The 18,740-nt window shown below is 71.3% G+C and carries 15 protein-coding genes; 3 read left to right on the top strand and 12 right to left on the bottom strand.

What is annotated here, in order from left to right; translation table 11 throughout:
• The first annotated feature begins 6 nt into the window (after positions 1-6).
• The 3 genes from ON36_RS28220 to ON36_RS32995 all read left to right on the top strand — a co-directional run bounded on the left by ON36_RS28220 (position 7) and on the right by ON36_RS32995 (position 4,625).
• Positions 7-2,022, top strand: a complete 2,016-nt coding sequence (locus ON36_RS28220) for a M13 family metallopeptidase (protein WP_052314425.1) — start codon at positions 7-9, stop codon at positions 2,020-2,022.
• Between the two features lie 38 nt (positions 2,023-2,060).
• Entirely contained in the window at positions 2,061-2,813 is a 753-nt protein-coding gene (locus tag ON36_RS28215) for an MBL fold metallo-hydrolase (protein ID WP_043659893.1), read from the top strand.
• A gap of 87 nt (positions 2,814-2,900) precedes the next feature.
• Complete coding sequence (locus ON36_RS32995; protein ID WP_052314424.1) at positions 2,901-4,625, top strand: serine/threonine-protein kinase; 1,725 nt, start codon at positions 2,901-2,903, stop codon at positions 4,623-4,625.
• Between the two features lie 48 nt (positions 4,626-4,673).
• Here the strand turns inward: ON36_RS32995 and ON36_RS28205 are convergent, their stop codons facing one another.
• The 12 genes from ON36_RS28205 to ON36_RS28150 all read right to left on the bottom strand — a co-directional run bounded on the left by ON36_RS28205 (position 4,674) and on the right by ON36_RS28150 (position 18,449).
• Complete coding sequence (locus ON36_RS28205) at positions 4,674-6,176, bottom strand: flavin-containing monooxygenase (RefSeq protein WP_043659890.1); 1,503 nt, start codon at positions 6,174-6,176, stop codon at positions 4,674-4,676.
• On the bottom strand, positions 6,173-7,678 hold the full coding sequence (locus ON36_RS28200) for a flavin-containing monooxygenase (protein ID WP_052314423.1): 1,506 nt from the start codon (positions 7,676-7,678) through the stop codon (positions 6,173-6,175). The genes ON36_RS28205 and ON36_RS28200 overlap by 4 nt, the downstream gene beginning before the upstream one ends.
• A gap of 8 nt (positions 7,679-7,686) precedes the next feature.
• Positions 7,687-8,859: a hydroxymethylglutaryl-CoA synthase gene (locus ON36_RS28195; RefSeq protein ID WP_043659888.1), complete on the bottom strand. Its 1,173-nt coding sequence runs from the start codon at positions 8,857-8,859 to the stop codon at positions 7,687-7,689.
• The gene (locus ON36_RS28190; protein ID WP_157225031.1) at positions 8,856-9,914 is read right to left on the bottom strand and encodes a hydroxymethylglutaryl-coenzyme A reductase family protein; all 1,059 of its coding nucleotides are present in this window, start codon (positions 9,912-9,914) and stop codon (positions 8,856-8,858) included. The genes ON36_RS28195 and ON36_RS28190 overlap by 4 nt, the downstream gene beginning before the upstream one ends.
• Complete coding sequence (gene fni / locus ON36_RS28185; RefSeq protein WP_043659882.1) at positions 9,907-11,007, bottom strand: type 2 isopentenyl-diphosphate Delta-isomerase; 1,101 nt, start codon at positions 11,005-11,007, stop codon at positions 9,907-9,909. Before fni ends, ON36_RS28190 begins: the two co-directional genes overlap by 8 nt.
• A complete protein-coding gene (locus ON36_RS28180) occupies positions 11,004-12,143 on the bottom strand; it encodes a phosphomevalonate kinase (protein ID WP_043659880.1) in 1,140 nt (379 codons plus the stop codon). Before ON36_RS28180 ends, fni begins: the two co-directional genes overlap by 4 nt.
• The gene (mvaD, locus tag ON36_RS28175; protein ID WP_052314422.1) at positions 12,140-13,183 is read right to left on the bottom strand and encodes a diphosphomevalonate decarboxylase; all 1,044 of its coding nucleotides are present in this window, start codon (positions 13,181-13,183) and stop codon (positions 12,140-12,142) included. Before mvaD ends, ON36_RS28180 begins: the two co-directional genes overlap by 4 nt.
• Complete coding sequence (mvk, locus tag ON36_RS28170; protein WP_245558234.1) at positions 13,180-14,196, bottom strand: mevalonate kinase; 1,017 nt, start codon at positions 14,194-14,196, stop codon at positions 13,180-13,182. Before mvk ends, mvaD begins: the two co-directional genes overlap by 4 nt.
• Positions 14,197-14,274: 78 nt before the next feature.
• Positions 14,275-15,078 carry a methyltransferase family protein gene (locus ON36_RS28165; protein ID WP_043659877.1) on the bottom strand — a complete coding sequence of 268 codons (804 nt, stop codon included), beginning with the start codon at positions 15,076-15,078 and terminating at the stop codon, positions 14,275-14,277.
• A complete protein-coding gene (locus ON36_RS28160; protein WP_043659876.1) occupies positions 15,069-16,055 on the bottom strand; it encodes a fatty acid desaturase in 987 nt (328 codons plus the stop codon). Before ON36_RS28160 ends, ON36_RS28165 begins: the two co-directional genes overlap by 10 nt.
• A 58-nt stretch (positions 16,056-16,113) precedes the next feature.
• On the bottom strand, positions 16,114-17,385 hold the full coding sequence (locus tag ON36_RS28155; RefSeq protein WP_043659874.1) for a hypothetical protein: 1,272 nt from the start codon (positions 17,383-17,385) through the stop codon (positions 16,114-16,116).
• Positions 17,382-18,449: a polyprenyl synthetase family protein gene (locus ON36_RS28150; RefSeq protein WP_245558233.1), complete on the bottom strand. Its 1,068-nt coding sequence runs from the start codon at positions 18,447-18,449 to the stop codon at positions 17,382-17,384. Before ON36_RS28150 ends, ON36_RS28155 begins: the two co-directional genes overlap by 4 nt.
• Between the last annotated feature and the right edge of the window lie 291 nt (positions 18,450-18,740).

Here is an 18,740-nt window from a genome sequence, read left to right as displayed (position 1 = left end):
GTTCCCGTGACTTCCGAACTGAGCGTTCCTTCCGGCATCGATCTGTCGTTCCGTGATGCGCAGGTGCGTGTGCAGGACGATCTGTTCACCCACGTCAACGGCCAGTGGTTGCGCGATTACGAGATTCCGGCGGACCGCGCCGTGGACGGCGCCTTCCGCACCCTCTACGACCAGGCCGAACTCGATGTCAAGGCGATCATCCAGAACAGCGCCGCGAACGCCGACGGCGACGCCGACGCCCGCCGGATCGGTGACCTGTACTCCAGCTTCATGGACACCGACGCCGTCGCGGCCGCCGGGCTCGCCCCGGTCGCGGACGAGCTGCGCGCGATCGCCGAGGTCGCCGACGCGAGCGTGTTCGCCGCGCTGCTCGGCAGCCTGCAGCGCACCGGGGTGCGGGGCGCGCTGGCCTATTACGTCGACACCGACGCCAAGGACTCGTCCCGCTATCTGGTGCACGCCACCCAGTCCGGGATCGGCCTGCCCGACGAGTCCTACTACCGGCAGGACGAGTACGCCGAGATCCGTGCGAAGTACCAGGCGCACATCGCGCGGCTGTTCGCCCTCGCCGCCGCCGATCCGGCGCTGGCCGGTCTGGTCCCGGCAGACGCCGAGGACGCGGCCCGCCGGGTGGTCGAGCTGGAGCGCACGCTGGCCGCGGGGCACTGGGACGTCGTGCGCCGCCGCGACGCCGAACTGAGCTACAACCTCACCTCCCTGGCCGCGCTGATCGAGGATCATCCCGAATTCGACTGGTCCGCGTGGGTTTCCGCGCTCAGCGCGGGTACCGGTCGCGACGGTGCCGAGCTGTTCGCCGAGCTGGTGGTGCGTCAGCCGTCCTACCTGGATGCCTTCGCCCGCGCCTGGGCCGAGCTGCCGCGCCGCGACTGGCAGGACTGGGCGGCGTGGCAGGTGCTGCACGCGCGGGCCCCGTACCTGACCGACGCGGTCGTGGAGGAGAACTTCGACTTCTACGGGCGGACCCTCACCGGCGCACAGGAGAACCGGGAGCGCTGGAAGCGCGGGGTCTCGCTGGTGCAGGACCTGCTGGGCGAGGCCGTCGGCAAACTGTATGTGGCGCGGCACTTCCCGCCCGAGGCGAAGGCCCGCATGCTCGAGCTGGTCGCCAACCTGCAGGAGGCCTACCGCCGCAACATCGCCGAGCTGGAGTGGATGGGCCCCGACACCAGGGCGGCCGCGCTGGCCAAGCTGGAGAAGTTCACCCCGAAGATCGGCTACCCGGACACCTGGCGGGACTACTCCTCGATCGTGATCGACCCGGCCGACCTGGTGGGCAACTACCGCAACGGCTACGCGGCCGAACACGATCGGGACCTGCGCAAGCTCGGTGGCGAGGTCGACCGCGGCGAATGGTTCATGACCCCGCAGACGGTCAACGCGTACTACAACCCGGGGATGAACGAGATCGTCTTCCCGGCCGCTATCCTGCAGCCGCCGTTCTTCGATCTGGAGGCCGACGACGCCGCCAACTACGGCGGTATCGGCGCGGTCATCGGTCACGAGATCGGGCACGGCTTCGACGATCAGGGCGCCAAGTACGACGGCGACGGCAACATGAAGGACTGGTGGACCGACGCCGACCGCGCCGAGTTCGCCGCCCGCACCAAGGCGCTCATCGATCAGTACAGCGTGCTGTCCCCGGCCGACCTGCCCGACGAGCACACCGTCAACGGCGAGTTCACCATCGGCGAGAACATCGGTGACCTGGGCGGGCTGTCCATCGCGCTGGAGGCATACCGGATCTCCCTCGACGGCGCCGAGCCGCCGGTCATCGACGGCCTGACCGGGCTGCAGCGGGTGTTCTACGGCTGGGCGCAGGTGTGGCGCACGAAGGCCCGGCCCGAGGAGGCGATCCGCCGGCTCGCGGTCGACCCGCACTCGCCGCCGGAGTTCCGCTGCAACGCGGTCGTCCGCAACATCGACAGCTTCCACGAGGCGTTCGGCCTCACCCCCGAGGACGCCCTCTATCTGGCGCCCGAGGAGCGGGTGAAGATCTGGTAGTGGTCCGTCGGCGGACCGGGTGAGGAGAGTTGTCGGCCGTGCGGTACGAGCAGGTGGCCCCGGAGGTCTTCCGGGTCGAGGGCACGCACGTGAACATGGTCCTGGTGCGCGAGGGTCGTGAGCTCACGTTGATCGACGCGGGCTGGTTGCGGGACGCGGCGGTGATCGAGCGGACCATCGCCGCGCTCGGGCACCGGCCGGAGGATCTACGCGGGGTGCTGCTGACGCACGCGCACCTGGATCACGTCGGCGCGCTGAATCATCTGCATCGCCGCTACGGGATCCCGGTGTACGCCAGCGCCGTCGAGGTGGCGCACGCGCACGGTGACGTGCACGAGTCGGCGACGCCGCTGGACGTGGTCAAGCGGCTCACCGATCGCCGCACGCTCGGCTGGGCCGTCGGCATCGCCTGCGCGGGCGGGTTGCTGCCGAACACGGTGCCGCACGCGCGGGCCTTCCCCGCCGAGGGGCCCCTCGACCTGCCCGGCCGGCCGGTCCCGGTGTCCTGCCCCGGGCATACCTCCGGCCACAGCGGTTTCCACCTGCCCGACGTCGGGGTCCTCGCGACCGGCGACGCCCTGGTGACCGCGCACCCGACCTCGAGAATCGCCGGGCCGCAACCGCTTCCGGACTTCTTCAACCACGACACCGCCGCCACCCTCGACAGCTACGCCGCGCTCGCGGCCGTCCCGGCGGACACCCTGGTGCCGGGCCACGGGCCGGTCTGGTCGGGCGGGGCCGCCGAGGCGGTGGCGGTCGCGCTGGAGAACGCTCCCCGGCAACGGAAGTGAGCGGCGGGCGGCACCGCGCGGGCTGATCAGCCGCTACCCTTTCTCCTGGAAGGGCACCGGGAAGCCGGACGCGACAGGGGGATTCACGTGGCGCTGCTGCCTGGCACGTCGGTGGGCGGGTACCGGATCACGGCGATCCTCGGGGTCGGCGGGATGGGCGCGGTGTATCTGGCGCGGCATCCGCGACAGGAGGCCGACGTCGCGCTGAAGGTGCTGCACGAGTCGTACGCGCTGGACATGAAGGTGCGCCGGGCCTTCGATCGCGAGGCCGAGCTCGCCGCCCGCCTCGCCCACCCGAACATCGTCGCGGTGCAGGACCGCAACGCCCCCGGCGACACCCATCTGTGGCTCACCATGCGCCCGGTGCGCGGCGGCGATCTCGCGGGGCTGTTGCAGGCCAGCCCCGGCGGGCTCGCCCCGGAGCGCGCGGTCGCCCTGATCACCGACATCGCCCGGGCGCTGGACTACGCGCACAGCCAGGGCGTGCTGCACCGGGATGTGAAGCCGGGCAACATCCTCGTGGAGCGGGGTCCGCAGGGCGAGGCGGGCGTGCTGACCGACTTCGGGATCGCGCGGGCGCTCGACGCGACGCTGACCGTCACCGCGATCCTGGCGACCTTCGCCTACGCGGCGCCGGAACGCTTCGCCGGGCACCACACCGCCGATCACCGCGCCGACGTGTACTCCCTCGGCTGCACCCTCTTCGAGACGCTGACCGGGTCGCGGCCGTTCCCCGGCGCCGACCCGGCCGCGATCATCGGCGCGCACCTGTCGTCGCCGCCCCCGTCCCCCAGGGCGCTGCGGCCGTCGCTGCCGGAGGATCTGGACGCGGTGATCGCGACGGCCCTGGCCAAGCGGCCGGGTGATCGCTACGGCACCTGTGCCGAGCTGGCCGAGGCTGCGGCGCGGGCGATCCGGCCGAGGGCCACCGTGCGGGCGGCGCGGACCGGCGAGGAGGTCCGCCTGCGGCTGGCGGTGGAGAGCGGGGACGGGCGCGCGATGCTGCGTCTCGGCACGCTGCTGCGCCGCCGCGGCAACTACGAGGAGGCGTACTGGTGGTATCGCAAGGCCGTCGACGCGGGCCAGACCGCCGCGCTGCGGCACCTGGGTGCGCTGGCCGCCGCGCGCAACGAGCACGACCGCGCCGAATCCTGGTACCGCCGGGCGATCGAGGCGGGACACCATCAGGCGATGCGCCCGCTGGCCGGGGTGCGCGAGGCAGTCGGTGACCTGACCGGCGCCGAATCCTGGTACCGGCAGGCGGTCACCGCGGGCGACCTCGACGCCTGCCGGGCGCTCGGCCTCTTCCTGTATCGGCAGGGCGCGACCGCCGAGGCGGAGTCGATGCTGCGCAGGGCGATCGACGCGGGCGACAACGAGGCCATGAACGATCTGGGCTGCCTGCTGCGCGACCGCGGCGACGTCGAAGCCGCCGAACGATGGTTCCGCGCGGCGGTCGCGGCGGGCGACCCCTACGCCAAGGGCAACCTCGGTCGGCTGCTGCACGCGCGGGGCGCGGTCGGCGAGGCGCGCCGGCTGATGGACGAGGGCGAGGCGGGTTCGCTGCGCGGGCTGGCCGATTCGCTCCAGCCCGAGGACGTGCCCGGCGAGGAGGTGTGGGATCGCCGCGCCCTCGACGCGGCCGATCCCCTGGCGATGCGCAATCTGGCGATGCTGTTCGAGTCGCGCGGCGAACTCGACGCCGCGCGCACGTGGTTCGGCCGTGGGGCGCGCTCCGGCGACCCGGTGTCGGCGCAGCACCTCGCCCGCCTGCTCGGCGACCGCGAGCTGGACGACGACGTGCGCCGCTGAGCGGGCCGCCGGACGGCCGGGTGGGTGTGCCCGCCCGGCCGTCCCGGTTCACTCCGCCGCGACGGCCTCCTGCGCCGGCTGGCGGGTGACGTCGTAGGCGTCGATGTCGAAGCGACGCAGCGCCTTCCGGAACCGGAAACTGAAATCCGGCCACAGGGTGGCGTTGTGGCCCTCGGCGTCGACGAACCAGCTGTGGCAGCCGCCGTCGGCCCACACGGTGCCGGGGAACTTGGCCTGCAGCGTCGCGTTGTAGTCCTGCTGCACGTCCTTGCGCACCTCCACCGTGCGCAGCCCCTCCCGCTCGAAGGTGGCGATCGCGTCGGCGATGTAGGCGATCTGGCATTCGATGGTGATGATGGCCGAGGTGTAGCTCAGCGCGGAGTTGGGGCCGAGCATGACGAACACGTTCGGGAAGTTCGCGACGGCGCTGCCCTTGTAGGCCGCGATGCCCTCGGTGGCGAACATCTCCGCCAGGGTGCGCCCGTCCCGCCCGGTGATCATGTCGTAGGTGGGCGAGTCGGTGATCTTGAAACCGGTGGCGAACACGAGGGCGTCGACCTCGCGCTCGGTGCCGTCGGCGGCCACGATCGTGTTCCCGCGGATCTCGGCGATCCCGTCGGTCACCACGTCCACGTTGTCGCGGGCGAGCGCCTGGTAGTAGTTGTTCGAGATCAGCATGCGCTTGCAGCCGAGCCGGTACTTCGGCGTGACCTTCGCCCGCAGCTCCGGATCGCGGATCTCCCAGCGGATCTTGGCCCGCGCGACGAGCCCGACCAGGTCGGCGACGAACGGGAACTTGGCCTGCCACAGCACGAACGACTCACGCAGCCAGTAGATGGCGTTGCGCGCCAGCCGCTGCGCCCCGGGGACGCGGCGGTAGGCGAATCGTTCCAGCGCGGTGTAGCGATGCCCGACGCGGGGCAGCACCCACGGCGCCGAGCGCTGGTACAGGTCGAGACGCGCGGTGTCGCCCGCGATGGCGGGCACGATCTGGATCGCCGAGGCGCCGGTGCCGACGACCGCCACCCGCTTGCCCGCCGGATCGAAGTCGGCGTCCCAGCGCGCGGAATGGAACATCGGACCCTCGAAGGTGCTCAGGCCCTTGATGTCCGGCAGGTTCGGGGCGCTCAGCGGGCCCGCCGCCGAGACCGCGATGTCCGCGGTGAAGGGGCCCTTGGTGGTCTGCCCCTCCCAGCGGGCGGTCTCGTCGTTCCAGCGCGCGCCGGTGACGGCGGACCCGAACTCGATCCGGTCCCGCACGCCGTAGGTGTCGGCGACGTCGCGCATGTACCGCAGGATCTCGGCCTGATTCGAGAAGGACTGCGTCCATTCCGGATTCGGGGCGAAGGAGTAGGAGTACAGCTGCGAGGGCACGTCGCAGCCCGCACCGGGGTAGGTGTTGTCGCGCCAGGTGCCGCCGACGTCGTCGCCGCGCTCGTGCACGATGAAGTCGGTGAAGCCGCGCCGGGTCAGCTCGATGGCGAGGCCGAGCCCGGAGAAGCCCGCGCCCATGATGGCCACCCGGAAGTGCCGGGGAGTCGTCTCGCTCATGCCGTCCTCGCCGTCGTCTCGTAGGCGTCGATGTCGAACTCGCGCAGCTTGTTCCGGTAGCGGAAGCTGAAGTCCGGCCACAGCGCGGAGTTGTTGCCCTGCTGGTCGAGGAACCAGCTGTCGCAGCCGCCGGTGACCCACACGCTGCGCGACATCTTGTCCCGCACGTCGGCGTTGTAGGTCTCGAGGGCGTCCTCGCGGACCTCCACCGAGCGGAGCCCGCGCTCGCGCATGGTGTCGATCGCCTTGATCAGGTAGTTGATCTGGGACTCGATGACGTAGATCAGCGAGGTGTAGTTCAGGCCGGAGTTGGCCCCCAGCATGAGGAACAGGTTCGGGAAGTTGTTGACCGTGGTGCCCTTGTAGGTGCGGTAACCGACCTTGTCGGCGACCTCGGCCAGCGTGCGCCCGTCGCGGCCCGCGAACAGGTTGTAGGTGGGCGAATCGGCCACGTGGAAGCCCGTGGCGAGGACGATGGCGTCGACCTCGCGTTCGGTGCCGTCCTCGGTGACGATGGAATGCGCGCGCACCTCGGCGATCCCGTCGGTGACCAGCTCGACGTTGTCGCGGGTCAGCGCGGGCAGGTAGCGGTTCGAGGTGAGCAGCCGCTTGCAGCCGGCCCGGTGGGTCGGGGTGAGCTTGCGCCGCAGTTCGCGATCGCGCACCTCGAGCCACAGCTTGACGCGGGCGATGATCTCGAGCGCGACGGCGGTGCGCGGGTACTTGGCCTGGGTGACGACCAGCAGTTCCCGGTTGGCGTAGATCAGGCCGCGGATGAGTCGCTGCAGGCCGGGAATGTGCTTGAACGCCAGCCGTTCCACCGCGAAGTAGGGCCGCAGGAAGTGCGGCATCACCCAGGTGGCGGTCCGCTGGTACACGTCGAGCCGCGCGACCCGGCCCGCGATCGACGGCACGATCTGCACCGCCGAGGCGCCGGTACCGATGACGGCGACGCGCTTGCCGGTCAGGTCGGAGTCGTGGTTCCAGCGCGCGGAATGGAAGATCTCGCCCTCGAACTCCGAGATGCCCTTGATGTCGGGCAGTCTCGGCTCGGCGAGCACGCCCGCCGCGGAGACCACGATCTCGGCCGTGAAGGCGCCCTTGGTGGTCTGCACCTCCCACTGCCCGGCCGACTCGTCCCAGCGGGCCGCGGTCATCTCGGTGCCGAACAGGTGCTTGTCCAGGACGCCGTAGCGCTCGGCGACCCCGCGGATGTAGCGGTGGATCTCGGCCTGGGGCGAGAAGGACCGCGACCAGTCCGGGTTCAGCGCGAAGGAGTAGGAGTACAGGTGCGAGGGCACGTCGCACCCCGCGCCGGGATAGGTGTTGTAGCGCCAGGTGCCGCCGACGTCGTCGCTGCGTTCGAGCACCAGGAAGTCGGTGATGCCCTCCTGGGTGAGGCGCACGGCGGTGCCGACGCCCGACAGGCCGCTGCCGATGATCAGTATCTGGGTGTGCCGAACTGCCCCGGCGGCGTCCGCCGGGGCTGTTTCCTTGCTCATGAATTACCTCATCGGGCTTCGTAGATGCGTTTGTGCCCCGAGATCGCGGCCAGCCGGTACGGGCGGCGGGTCTCTTCCGCGGTGGCGTGGTAGGCGCCGTCGGACGGCGAGGCGGCCTCGTGCAGCGCGCGGTAGTGCGCGTAGTCGATGGGCTCGCGGGAGTCGATCGCCGCCTGGTTGGCCGCGGTGCGGATGTGCTCGCGGTAGCCGGGCTGGACCGTGCCGCTGAAGAATTCGGCGACGGCGCCGGAGCCGTAGCTCAGGAAGGCCAGCGGCTTGCCGGTCAGGTCGTCGGCGTGATCGAGCAGCGCCGCGAGGCCGAGGTACAGCGAGGCGGTGTAGCTGTTGCCGACGGTCCGGTTGTAGAGGGTGGTGAGCTTGATCGCGGCGTCGATGTCGGCGGCGTCGGCGGTGAAGCCCTGGCTCTCCAGCAGGTGCTTGTGGGCTTTGTAGGCCATCTTGGTGAAGGGCTGGTGGTAGCAGAAGGCGGCGAACTCGGTGAGCTCGCGGCCGCCCCGCCTGCGGTAGTCGGTCCAGGCCTCCTGTGCGGCCTTCTGGTACGCGTTGACCGAGGTCTTGCCGTCGACGATGGCCTCGGAGCGGTAGTTGGGCCGCCAGAAGTCCATGATGTCGGCGCTGTAGAGGCCCTGTTGCGGATCCAGCGTGACGATCGCGGGGTTCGCGCTGATCAGCATGGCGACCGCCGCGGCGCCCTGGGTCGGCTCGCCGGGGGTGTCGAGCTCGTACTTGGCGATGTCGGCGGCGATCACCAGCACCCGCTCGGACGGGTCGCGGGCGATCAGGCCCGCCGCGAACGCCAGGCCGGCGGTGCCGCCGTAGCAGGCCTGCTTGAGCTCGACGACGCGGGCGGTGTTGGGCAGCCCGATCAGCGAATGCAGGTACAGGGCGGCGGCCTTGGACTGGTCGACGCCGGTCTCGGTGGCCAGCAGCACGGTGCGGATGCCCTCGGTGCCGTGGCGCTCGAGGATCGGCTTGGCGGCGGCCGCGGCGAGGGTGACGATGTCCTCGTCGGCGGCGGCGACGCTCATCTTCTCCTGGCCGATGCCGAGGTAGAACTTGTCGCGGTCGACGCCGAGACGCTCGGCGAGGACCGCGTGGTCGAGGAAGTAGTGGGTGGTGGCGAAGGAGAGGTCGTGGATGCCGACCGGCTGTGTGCTCATGCTGGAGTTCCGTTGCTCGTGGTGGACCGCTCGAATTGGGTGTGGGCGCGCATCAGCTCGCCACGATTGGTCTGGGCTGCCATCAGCGACAGTTCGCCGCACAGCACGCTCGCCGCGCCGATGACCGCCAGTCGGCGCGCGTTCTCCCCCGGCTCCCGGTCCTCCCGGCAGCCGAGACGCTCCAGGTTCTCGTCGACGAAGCTGGCGTGCTTGCCGTTGCCGACGGTGCCGACGATCAGGTTGGGCAGGGTGCAGGAGAAGTAGAGGTCGCCGTCGCGGTCCTCGGCGTGGGTGACGCCCTGTGACCCTTCGACGATGTTGGCCGCGTCCTGGCCGGTCGCCAGGTAGAAGGCCAGCAGCATGTTGGCGTAATGCGCGTTGGCGGAACGGATTCCACCGGCGAGCAGGGTGCCGATGAGGTTCTTGCGGATGTTGAGCTGCACCACCTTGTCGGCGGTGGTGTGCAGGCGCTTCTCGACCACGTCGCGCGGGATCAGCAGCTCGGTCACCACGTTCTTGCCGCGGCCGAGGATGCCGTTGACCGCGGTGGCCTTCTTGTCGGTGCAGAAGTTGCCCGAGATGGAGCCGTAGCGCACACCCGGATAGGTGGACAGGATGTGGTCCATCAGGTGATCGCTGGCCAGGGTGGCCATGTTGTGCCCGGAGGCGTCACCGGTGGTGAACTCGAAACGCAGGAACAGCAGGTTGCCCGCGATCTGATGGTTGAGCTCGATCAGCTTGGCGAAACGGCTGCTGCCGGAGACCACTTCCTGCAGCTGCGCGAGGTTGCTCTCGAGCAGGCGGACGGTGGTCAGCGCGGTGTAGGCGTCGTCGGCCTCGAGCAGGATCGACCGGGTCATGCGCTCGTCGAGCAGGGTGGCGACGATGCCCTTCTCGGTCAGCGTGCTGATCCGCGCACCCCGGCCGACGGACGGCCACAGCGGCGTCTCGTAGGTGGCCAGGGGGAACTCGACGGCGTCGTCGACGACGTTGCCGGTGATACGCGCGGGGCCGACCCACTGCATCGGGACAGCCGCAAACGGCGTGTCAGTCATGGATGACTCCTCCTTCTCGGACTTTCGATTCGCGCCACCAGAGGCTCCGGTGGGCGAGGGACGCCACGTCGATGCCGCGCAGCCGGCAGAAGCTCGCCACCTCCCCGGAGACCAGCACGTCGGTGCCGATCAGGTCCGCGGGGGTGTGGGCACCGAGCACGGTCAGGATGTTGCGCAACTGGTCGGTCCAGGTGCGGATCTGCCGGACCAGGGTCTCGGTGTCGTGGCTGACGAGCGTCTCGAGGAAGACACCCGCGACGCCGGTCGCACTCGCCCCCAACGCGAGTGCTCGGGCGATGTCCAGTGGTGAACGGATCCCGCCGGATGCGGCGATGTCGATGCCGGTGAGCCCGGCACAGTCCAGCAGGCAGCTGGGGGTGGACTGTCCCCAGCCTTCGATGAACGCGAAGTCCGCGGCCGCCCGGCGATCGTTCTCGATCCGGGCGAAGTTGGTGCCGCCGCGACCGCCGACATCGGCGACCGCGACTCCCGCGTCGCGCAGCCAGGTGACCGTCTGACGGCTGAGGCCGAACCCGACCTCCTTGACGATCACCGGGACCGGGACGGCCGCGACGATGGCCTCGATGCGGCGCGGCCAGTCCGCGAAGGCGCGGTCGCCCTCGGGCATGACCACTTCCTGCACGGCATTGAGGTGGATCTGCAGCGCGTCGGCCTCGAGCAGGTCGATGGCGCTGCGCGCCTGATCGGGGGTCGCGTTGGCGTTCACGTTGGCCATCACGAATCCGTGCGGATTCTCCTGGCGCAGTACGCGATAGGTCGGCGCGGCGGCGGGATCGCGGAAGAAGGCGCTCATCGAACCGGACGCGATGGGCACGCCGGTCTCGCGCGCGGCGATGGCCAGCTGGCGGTTGATCTCGCCGGTGCCGACGCTGCCGCCGGTCATGGCGTTGACGTAGAGCGGTGTGTCCCAGTGCTTCCCGGCGAACTCGACGCCGAGGGTGACATCGGCGGTGTCGATGCCGGCGAGGGCGTGGTGCACGAAACCGATGTCGTCGAAGTCGTTGCCGCCGGACTGGGCGCGCCGGTGTTCGACGGCGTGGCGTACGTGGTCGTCCTTGCGGTCGGCGATCATGCGCGGTCTCCCTCGAACGGGTGTAGTCGCAGCGGCAGCGGCTCGATGCCCGCGCTGATCCAGCGGCCGGTGAGCTCGGCGGCGGCGCCGGCGCGATCGCGGCCGACGATCGCGATGCCGCAGTCACCGCCGCCCGCGCCGGACGGTTTGGCCGCGGCGCCGACCGCGGCGCCCGCCTCGCACAGCGCGTGCAGCAGCGGGGTCATGATGCCGAGGCCGGAGAAGGCGTCCAGGTCGAGCAGCAGCGCGCGGGCGGTGTCGATCTCGGCACGGATCGCGGCGGCGTCGTCGGCCTCGATCGCGGTCACCAGGCGCTGCACGCAGGCGTCGCTGCCGGTCGCGAACTCGGCGCGGGCGCGCTGCGCCTCGGGGCGCGCGGCCGTCTCCCGCCGGGCGCCGAGCGCGGCGACCAGCTCCGGGGTGGACGCGGGTGACCCAGTCCAGCCGACCAGCAGCTCCACCGAGGCCGGGGTGGGCAGCGGGCGCACGGACAGGCCGGGCCACGGCTTGCCCAACGCGGTGTCGACGCCGTCGGCGGCGGCCAGTTCGGTCACCGCGGCCCGGTCCGGCGCGGAGTAGGCGACCCAGCCGCCCCAGGTGCTCGCGGCGATGTCGCCGCCGGAGGCGCGGGGATTGACCGCGATGGTGGCGAGCATGGCGAGGCGGTAGCGGTCCATGACCGTCAGCCCGAGATCGTGGAACTCGCCGAGGGCGTCGATCGTCGCCACCGTGACGGCGGCGCTGGAGCCGAGGCCGTACTTGCGGCCGTCGGTGGACCCGAGCTCGGCGCGGACGTCGAGCGCGTAGGGGCGGGCATCGATTCCGCGTTCGGCGAGGAGCCGCTCGAGCACCGAAACGGCCGCGAAGACGTAGGCGAAGCGCGGCGGCACCGCGCCGTCGGCGGTGTCCGGGACGAGGGGGCCGTGCGTCGCGTCCGGGCCCGGTGTCGCGCCGGAGCGGAGGCAGCCGAGGACGTGTCCGCCGTCGAGATCCGTGCGGAGCGTGACCTTCTCGGACTCCGTCACTGTGACGGTCGCGTAGCGGTCCACCGCGACCAGCACGGCGTGCCGCCCCGGCTCGACGACGGCGTATTCGCCGGCGACGAAGAGCTTCCCCGGGGCGCGACGGCTGATCATCGCTCGGCGTCCGTGGTCAGGTACGCGCCGGGACCGATGTGCGCGGTGCGGGTGGTGACGAAGTCGCCGAGCGCGTCGACCGCGGCGGCGACGCGGGGGGCGTCGGCGCGGGCGCAGAGGATCTTCACGTTGGGTCCCGCGTCCATGGTGGCGTAGGCCGCGACGCCGTCGTTGCGCAGCGCGAGCACCGCGTCGAGGACGGACAGCGAGTGCGGCGACATGTAGCGGATGCCGGGACGGGCGGCGAGCATGGTGGCGTGCATGCCGAGGGCGTTGCGCTCGGCGATCTCGCCGATGGCGGGCAGGTCGCCGCGGGCGACGGCCGCGCGCATCTCGGCCAGGTCGGTCACCGAGGACTCGGCCCACGGCCGGTACAGCGGCGAGGTCGCGGTGGTCTGCCGCATGGCGTCGCGGCTCGAGACGGCCTTCGCGCCCGCGGCGACCACGGCCACCACCAGGGCCGGGTCGAGCTCGTCGCCGCCGATCGGCTCCGCGAAGGAACTCAGGTCCCCCGCCTCACCCTCGCCCTCGCCCGCGTGCCACACCACGAAACCGCCGAAGATCGACCGCGAGGCCGAACCCGAGCCGCGCCGGGCCAGCCGCGAGAGCGCGCGACCGTCGTAGTCGAGGCCGTAGGCGGCGGCCGCCGCGGTGGCCAGGGCGGCGAACCCGCTCGCGGAGGAGGCGAGGCCCGCCCCCGTCGGCCCGGCGTTGTGGGTGACCACGGCGGCGCGCTCGGTGCGGCCCGCCTTCGCGCGGACCAGCTCCAGGAACTTCTCGATCTTGGCGCCCGCGGCCCCGCTCGCGGGCGCGCCGTTGAACTCGACGGCGTCGGCGCCCGCGTCGGTCAGCCGCACCGACGTGGTGGTCGGGAAGATGTCCAGCGTCATCGACAGGCTCCCCGTGACGGGGAGGAACAGCGCTTCGTCGCGCTTGCCCCAGTACTTCACCAGGGCGATGTTGGGGTGGGCGACGGCGACGGCCTCGCCCTCGCGCGCCGCGACGGCCGGGGCGGCGGGAGATGCGGGGAGTGTGGTCATGCGTGGGTACCGATTCCGGAGTCGAGGCGGATAGGGACGTCGGCGGCCAGGCTGCCGGTGGTGACCGTCCAGGTCTGCGCCGCGCCGGCGTGGCGCAGCGCAGCTCCCACCGTATCGGCGGCGGCCGGTGTGGTGAGAGCGAGGACGCATCCGCCCAGGCCGGCGCCGGTCAGCTTGGCGCCGAACGCGCCCGCCTCGCGCGCGGCGGAGACGAGGGTGTCGATGTGGGGCGTGCTGACGCCGAGCTCGGCCAGCAGCTCCTGGAAGCGCGACATCGTGGCGCCCAGCTCCTCGGCCCGGCCGGTGGCGAGCTGGTCCTCCGCGGCGGCGATCAGCTCGCCCGCGCGGTCGAGCAGCCGCCGCGCGCGGGCCGGGTCGGCCTCGAGCACGCGGCGCACGCCCGCCACGGCGCGCTGGGTGGACCCGGGGACCCCGGTGTCGGCGATGATCAGGGCGGCGTCCATGTCGATGGCCAGCGGGCGCGTGCGGCCCTCGTGGAAGCGGATGGGACCCGCGGCGAGCACGGTGCTGGCGTCGATGCCGCTGGCGCGGCCGTGCTCGACCTGCTCGCCGCACTGCACGAGGTCGTAGAGGGTGCCTTCGTCGAGGACACGGCCGTACAGGTCGGCGACGGCGCGGACCGCGGCGCCCGCGCAGGCCGCGCTCGACCCGAGGCCGCGCGCCAGCGGGATGTCGCAGTCGACCAGGATGTCGACGCGCGCGTCGGCCAGGCCCCAGCGGCGCAGCGCCTCCTCGACCGCGACCCGCGGTCCGGACAGCGTGCCCGCGGGTGCCGGGGTGTCGCCCGCGCTGAAACGGAACTGCCCGTCGGGGGCGGCCAGCGGCGTCTCACCGCTGGTCAGGACGCGCGCGACGGCGCGCACCGGCAGCGCGGGCAGGGGGAAAGCGATGGCAGGGGTGCCGTGGACGACGGTGTGTTCGCCCAGCAGGATCGTCTTGGCGTGGGCCTGTCCCACACCCTGGACCAAGCCCGTCGTTGTGGAAATGTTCACGTCGATTCCTTCCGAACTCGGGCAGGGCCCGCCCGGTGCCTCGGGAACCATTCTCCCGCTGCACCGGACGGCCACTTCCTACGGCCTCCGGGTCGATCGGCCGAAGAGGCTGAACACGGACGGGAAGAACGCGGGGACCTGGGCGGCGTACGCCTTGTAGGACGCCCCGAATCGCGCGATCAGATCGCGCTCCTCGAGGTAGGTGCCGAGCAGGATGTACCCGGTCAGGCCGAGGGCCCACACCAGGTGCCCGACGCTGAAGTCGGCGGCGAACCAGAACGAGATCAGCAGGCCGGTCATCAGCGGGTGCCGCACCAGCTTGTACACGCCGTTGACCTGCAGCCGGTCCACCGTCGCGTCCGGCACCTGGATGACGTACTCACGGTAGGCCTGGCTGATGCCGAGCAGGTGGAAATGGTTGAGCAGCAGCGTGGCCGCGTAGACCAGCACGAAGCCGATCCAGAAGCCGGTGTCGAGCGCGATGCCGAGGGCTCCGTCCGCCGACCACAGCAGCGCGGGGATCGGCTGCCAGGCGAGCATGATCAGCCACATGACCAGGCAGACCCCGACGATGTACAGGCTACGCTCCAGCGCCTCGGGCACCCAGCGGGTGACGAACGCCTTGAACGCGGGCCGGGCCATGCCCGAGTGCTGCAGGGCGAACAGGCTCAGCAGCGCGAGATCGATCACGATCGCGGCCGCGGTACCGACGTGCGGGCCCTTGTCGATGGTCTTGGGCAGCCACCAGCCGCCCGCGAACAGCAGCATGATGGGCACCGTGATGCCGGCGAAGCCGTAGACGGCGAACGCGATCAGGAACGGAACGAGCCGCGAGGGGCTCGACAGCACGCTCCGTGCCTGCTGCGGGGTGATCAGATCCATACGAACCACGGCAGGTAGCGCGAGCGGATCGTGCCGGTCTCGAGCCGGTGCTCGAGCTTGGCCTTCCACTTGTTGCCCCAGCGCTCGTTCAGGAAGCCGCCCGGCGCGAACAGCCGCCAGCCGGACTGCGCGACCATCCAGTACGGCACGATGACGCCGGGGTTGACGTCACGCATGTAGTCCATCTTGTCCGGGATCTGGCTCCAGTGGATACCGGGGTAGCGGTGGTGCACCGAGTGGTAGCCCTGGTTGAAGATCAGGATGTTGAGGATGTTGCCCGCGTTGTTCAGCGAGGTCGACGGGTCGTCCTCGAAACCGCGCGCCGGGGCGTGGCTCAGCCAGGCGAAGTAGCCGGCGTTGATCTGGGTGATGAAGAACGGCACCCAGTAGAACAGCACGAAGCGCGAGCCGGTCAGGTACCAGACGCCGCCGATGACCGCCGCGTAGACGATCAGGTCGAAGATGAACTGGTTGCGGGTCTTGGTGCGGCGCGCGGCCAGCTCACCGGAGAAGAACAGCACCTTGACGGTGTGGAGCTTGACGATGGTGCCGTAGCGGATCCAGTACCAGATGGCACCGAGACCCTTCTCCATGTTCGTGGTCGCGGTGACGTCGCCCGGACCGTCGTTGAACCGGTGGTGGTTGAGCACGTGCACTTCGCGCATCTCGGCCGCGGTCAGGTTGCCGGGCAGACAGCACAGGATGTCGACGACCCGGTTCGGGAACTTCGACACGAACAGCGGCCGGTGCGTGTGCATGTGCATGACGCCGATGGTCAGCGACAGGTTCAGCAGCGAGAGGACGATGATCAGCGGGATCGCGAACCACCACTGGGTGGCGAACGGCACGAAGAGGCCGACCGCGGTCATGCCGATCCACAGCGCGATGTGGATCAGTGGCCCGACGTTGGACGCGTGCTCGAACTTGAGGACCCGCCTGCTGAACGGTGGTCTGTCGGTGGCGACGGTGCTGGTCATAGGAGAACTCCTCCGCTAGGGGTGACGATGTCGGCGAGCTGAGGTCTTCCGGCGGTGCTCATAGGCGGCTTCCTCGGTGACTGGGTTCGAGTGCGGCGAGTTGGAGTCTCGTGGCCAGCGCCTGCAGCGCGGCGGGCTCGTGCGGTGGCACCCGTTCCATGGCGCCGAAGGCCAGGTGGTCGGCGATCATCATGGTGCGGACCTCGGCGTCGGGCAGTTCCCCCGTCAGCGGCTCCTCGGGGAGGGTGTCGACCAGGGCGAAGGTGGTGTCGACGATCAGCGGCACCAGCGAGGGCGACATGGTGCGCGGGTCGCCCGCGCCCAGTACGCCGGTGGCCGGGCCGGTGCCCGCGGGGACGTCGGCCGAGGCGTCGAGCATCCGGTGGATCGCGGTGTCGGCGCTGCGCCGCACGTGGTCCAGCATCCGGTCCCACCGCTTGGCCGAGGTGGCCGCCAGCAGCGCCGCGCTCACCTTGCGGCGGTAGGGCGCGGGCGCGTCGACGGCGGCGCACAGGAACGCGCCGGTGGTGATGGTCATGTAGGCCATGGCCGCCCGCGCGCCGCGGCTCGGCGTGCCGGGGCCGAGCCGGGCCAGCAGCGCGAACCCGCCGAGGGCGGGCGCGAGCAGCCGCAGCATGACCACCCGCTTGAGCTCTTCGCGGTCGGCGACGCCGTAGATCGCCACCTCGCCGTCGCGCAGGTCGTTGGCGGACTGGGCGACGACGGCGATGCAGCCGGTCAGTTCGCGCAGGTCCTCCTCGGCGAGCACGTCCGCGGCGACCAGGGAGCACGCGTAGTGGGTCACCCGGCCGAGCACGCCCTCGCTGTAGGCGACCCGGCTGATCGGGGTCTCGATGTTGCGGGCCATCACCCGCGCGACGTCGGTGAGCACGCCCGCGATGCGGCCGCGGCCCTGCGGGGGCAGGACCGCGATGAGGGCGCGGATGTCGTCGATGCGCTCGGCGAGCAGGCGGTCGACCGCCTCGCTGTCGCGCAGGTCGGCGGTCACCGTCGGCAGCGCGGGCGGGGGCGTGTCGGTGGTGCCGTTGAGGAACTCGGCGGCGGTGAGCACCGCGGACGCGGCCGACGCGCGGTCGCTGAGGTCCTCGAAGGCGTCGAGGACACGGCAGGCGAGCAGCGCCGCGGTGGCCTCGTCGCGCAGGTGCGCGGGCAGGAACGCCACCGAGATGCCGAGGTTGCGCCCGGCCGGGATGATCGCCAGGTGGGCCAGCTCGGCGGGGGTCCGCGCGGCGCGCAGCGCGGCGAGATCGGGCCTGCGGCGCAGGTGGCGGAGGCCGTGGGCCAGTGCGCCCATCCGGGTCTTGCTCATCGGGTGATCACCTGCTGCAGGAGTTCGCGGAGGTCGTCGCGCGCGGGCGACGAGGGGAAGATGTCGAGGGCCTGGCTGGCGGTCTCCACCGCGCGCATCGCCACGCCGCGAGCGGCCTTGGTCGCGCCGCTGTCGACCAGGTCGGCCTGGAGGAACTCGGTGGAGGTGTCCGCCGAGAGCCACATCTCGCGGGCGCCGGGCCGCATGGCAAGCCACTCGATGACCGGCCAGGTGGGCACGCGCCGCTCGAGATCGCCGCCCGCGTCCTTGCCGAGTTCGGGGCCGCCCTCGACGTCGCGGACGTCGTCCATGATCTGGAAGGCCATGGACAGCTGGTCCGCGTAGGACATCAGCGCGGTCAGCCCGTCGTGGTCGGCGCCGCCCGCCGTGCCGCCGTAGGAGCACGACAGCCGGAACAGCGTGCCGGTCTTCGCGCCGGCGACCAGCTCGTAGTGCCTGCGCAGCGCGTCGGGATCGACGGCGGGCGGCAGGGTTTCGATGAGCTGGCCGTAGGAGAGGTCGGAGAGCTTGTCGGCGTAGGTGACGCCGGGCGCGTCGCCGAGGCTCGCGAACACCACCGGGTTCTCGGTCAGCACCCGGGCGACCGTCTGCATCGCGACGCCCGCCATGTGGAAGCCGGCGCGGGCGGCGGTGCGGACGCCGAAGGCGGCGGGCACCGAGGGCGCGCCGCGGCGCAGCAGCGAACCGTCGCAGATGTCGTCGTGCAGCAGCGAGGACTCGTGCAGCATCTCCATCGCGCAGGCCATGTCGATCGCGGCGTGCAGCGGGGCGATCGCGGCGGGCGCGGGCGACGCGTCGCGCAGCAGGCCGGCGCAGGCCAGGACGAGCCGGGCCCGGACCCGCTTGCCGGGCGCGGCGAGCACGTGGGTGTACACGTCGTCGAAATCGCTGCCCGTGATGAGGATTTCACGCAGGCGCGCGGTCACGAGGGGGATCTGTTCGGTGGGCCGGGCGTCGGCGAGCTCGGAGAGCCGGTCGGTCACCGCGGCGGCCGACGGTAGCGCGGAGTGGTCCATGGCGCTGAACTCCTTTGATGTGGTCACGAGGGCGGTAGGAGGTTCACCCCGGCGGAGGGGTGTGCAGGAGGGCTGCTGCGCCGCGGCCGTGCGGAGTGGTCTCGCAGTGGCCCGGGCTCGCCCATCCCGGTCGCCGAGTGCCGCTGTAAGTGTTAGGGGACCTTGAACGAAACGTCAAGTGTCGCAATGGTTTTCATCACAACGATGTCGAATGCGTGCTTGTCCTCGGGGACAAGGGCCGTCGTCGGCTACGTGATTGCCGGTGTCACAACTGTTTTCGGGTGCGCCTCACGGTACGGGCCGGTCACCGTAGTGATC

The organism is Nocardia thailandica NBRC 100428 (genome assembly GCF_000308795.1).
Taxonomy (GTDB): Bacteria; Actinomycetota; Actinomycetes; order Mycobacteriales; family Mycobacteriaceae; genus Nocardia; species Nocardia thailandica.
Note: the sequence above shows the minus strand (reverse complement) of the source record. Positions and strands in the feature narration are given on the sequence as shown.